This is a genomic window from Micromonospora sp. 4G55 (assembly GCF_016803375.1).
Genome location: NZ_JAEVHN010000766.1, coordinates 1 through 2700 on the forward strand (window position 1 = coordinate 1; position 2700 = coordinate 2700).

The following is a 2700-nucleotide window of genomic DNA, read 5'->3' on the forward strand; positions in this document are numbered from 1 at the left end:
CGGGCCGACCTACCGGCGCTGGTTCGCCCGGGTGCCGGCGCCGCTGCGGGACCGGATGCGCACCCACTGGGGCGAGCCGCCCGGCGAGCTGTACGCCGACGGCGGCGACCTGGTCCTGGCCGGGCTGCGCTTCGGCAACGTGGTGCTGATGATCCAGCCGCCGCGCGGCTTCGGCGAGAACCCGATCGCCATCTACCACGACCCCGACCTGCCGCCCAGCCACCACTACCTGGCCGCGTACCGCTGGCTGGCCGCGCCGGTGTCCGACGGCGGCTTCGGCGCCGACGCGGTGGTGCACCTCGGCAAGCACGGCACGCTGGAATGGCTGCCCGGCAAGGGGCTCGGGCTCGCCGCCGACTGCGCCCCGGACGCCGTCCTCGGCGACCTGCCGCTGGTCTACCCGTTCATCGTCAACGACCCCGGCGAGGGCACCCAGGCCAAGCGCCGGGCGCACGCCGTCGTCGTCGACCACCTCGTCCCGCCGATGGCCCGCGCCGAGACGTACGGCGACCTGGCCAAACTGGAACAGCTCCTCGACGAGTACGCCACCGTCCAGGCGCTCGACCCGGCCAAGGTGCCGACCGTGCGGGCGCAGATCTGGGAGCTGGTCCGGTCCGCCGAGCTGCACCACGACCTGCACACCGCGGACATGCCGGCCGCCGACGACTTCGACGACTTCGTGCTGCACCTCGACGGGTACCTCTGCGAGGTCAAGGACGTGCAGATCCGCGACGGGCTGCACATCCTCGCCGAGGCGCCCACCGGCGAGGCCCGGGTCAACCTCGTCCTCGCCGTGCTGCGCGCCCCCCAGGTCTGGGGCGGCACCCGCGCCCTGCCCGGCCTGCGCCAGGCGCTCGCCGCCGCGTACGGGCTGGACGAGCAGGAGCTGCTCGCCGAGCCCGGACGGCGGATCGCCGTGCCGGAGCCGCTGACCGAGGCGGCGGACGGGCCGGCCGGTGGCGAGGGTCGCGACGGTGACCGCCGCGACGATCGCCAGCCGCGTCGGCGGTCGGCCGGTGCGGGTACGCGGCCGGACAGGGCGATGGCGGGCAGCTCGGCGGTCGGCGGGTCCTCGCCGCGGCGCAGGTCGACCTGCTGGAAGGCGAGCCAGTCGAGGATGGCGGGGAGCCGGCCGGTCAGGATCTGCTGGTAGTACCGCTCGCGGTGGTCGCGGTCCTCGGCGGGCCAGGTGCCGTGTTCCATGGTTTCCTCGACCGACAGTCGGCAGCCGTCGGCGGTGCGGGTGATGGTGCAGGTGAGCCGGGTGCGGCGGTCGCCTTCCTGGCACTGCAGGACGAGCAGCTCGGGTGCCCGCTGGTCGGTCACCTCGGCGTCGACGGCGGCGTGGAAGCCGGGCAGCCCCGCGGTGTGCAGCAGCAGCCGTTGCGGTGCCTCGGTGACCGTCTCGGTCTCGGTGAACCAGCGGGTGAGCAGCTGCGGGTTGGTCAATGCCTGCCAGACCCGGTCGCTGGGGTGCGACAGGTCAACCTGGGCGCTGATCTCGATCACGGCCGAGACTGTACGGGTTGCGGTGGGTGGCCGCTGGGCGGGTGCCGGTCCTGACAGGATCGCCGGCGTGCGGGTGGGTGCGGCGCGGGCGGATCTGGGGGTGGTGTCGGGGGGTGGATCGGCGGCGGCGGGCGGACGCGGTGCGTCCTGGCTGCCCGGGTGGTGGGCGGTGGCGGATGCGATCCGGGTCGGCGGTGTGGCAGGCTGAGGGTGGACGCGACTGGCGGCACGGGGATGGGTGAACCATCGGGGAGCTCGTCGCGGGGGTCGACCGCCTGGGCCTCCGCGGACGAGGTGAGCCATGTCTGTTTCCACTTCCCCGGTGACTGCGACGGCCCGGCTGCTGCCCGGTAAGCCGGTGGCAGAGAAGATCCTGACCGAGGTCGCCGAGCAGGTGGCGGCGTTGCGCGCGGCGGGGGTGACGCCGGCGTTGGCGACGGTGCTGGTGGGTGACGACGACGCGAGCGCCGGGTACATCCGGATCAAGCAGCGGCAGGCGGCGGAGTTGGGTTTCGCGTCGCCGCACGTGCATCTGCCGGCGTCGGCCTCGCAGCAGGATCTGCACCGGGTGCTGGCGGATTTCAACGCCGACGCGGGGGTGCACGGGGTGCTGGTGCAGCATCCGATCCCTGGTCATCTGGACTACGACCGGGCGTTGGACGTCCTGGACCCGGACAAGGACGTCGACGGCATGCATCCGGTGAACATGGGCCGGTTGGCGTTGGGTCTGCCGGGGCCGTTGCCGTGTACGCCGGCGGGGATCGAGGCGTTGCTGGCGTACCACGGGGTGCCGGTGTCGGGTCGTGAGGTGGTGATCCTGGGTCGGGGGGCGACGCTGGGGCGGCCGTTGGCGATGCTGTTGGCGCAGAAGCGGCCGACGGCGAACGCGGCGGTGACGGTGGTGCACACCGGGGTGGCGGACTGGCCGCGGTACACGCGGCGGGCGGAGATCCTGGTGGCGGCGGCGGGGGTGCCGGGGATCGTGCGGCCGGAGCACGTGCGTCCGGGCGCGGTGGTCGTCGGTGGTGGGGTGCGTTACGAGGGGCGGCGGTTGCTGCCGGACGTGGACGAGTCGTGTGCCGAGGTGGCGGGGGCGATCACGCCGCGGGTCGGCGGGGTGGGTCCGACGACGGTGGCGATGTTGTTCCGCAACGCGGTGCGGGCGGCGCAGCGGGCCGTCGGGCAGGGCTG

The 2700-nt window shown here is 74.1% G+C and carries 2 protein-coding genes and 2 pseudogenes; 3 read left to right on the forward strand and 1 reads right to left on the reverse strand.

Features of this window, described 5'->3' with window-relative positions; translation table 11 throughout:
• Positions 1–1089 (forward strand): annotated as a pseudogene (locus JNW89_RS33835) (cobaltochelatase subunit CobN); the annotation flags it as partial.
• Positions 1090–1185: 96 nt separating this feature from the next.
• On the opposite strand, the pseudogene JNW89_RS39455 reads toward JNW89_RS33835, so the two are convergent.
• A pseudogene (locus JNW89_RS39455) lies at positions 1186–1509 on the reverse strand (SRPBCC domain-containing protein); the annotation flags it as partial.
• Between JNW89_RS39455 and JNW89_RS33840 the strand changes: the two are divergent.
• Positions 1397–1717, forward strand: a complete 321-nt coding sequence (locus JNW89_RS33840) for a hypothetical protein (protein ID WP_238452134.1) — start codon at positions 1397–1399, stop codon at positions 1715–1717. The pseudogene JNW89_RS39455 and the gene JNW89_RS33840 overlap by 113 nt on opposite strands.
• 93 nt (positions 1718–1810) lie before the next feature.
• Positions 1811–2700, forward strand: an 890-nt coding sequence (locus JNW89_RS33845) for a bifunctional 5,10-methylenetetrahydrofolate dehydrogenase/5,10-methenyltetrahydrofolate cyclohydrolase (RefSeq protein ID WP_238452133.1), incomplete at its 3' end; no start/stop codon positions are given.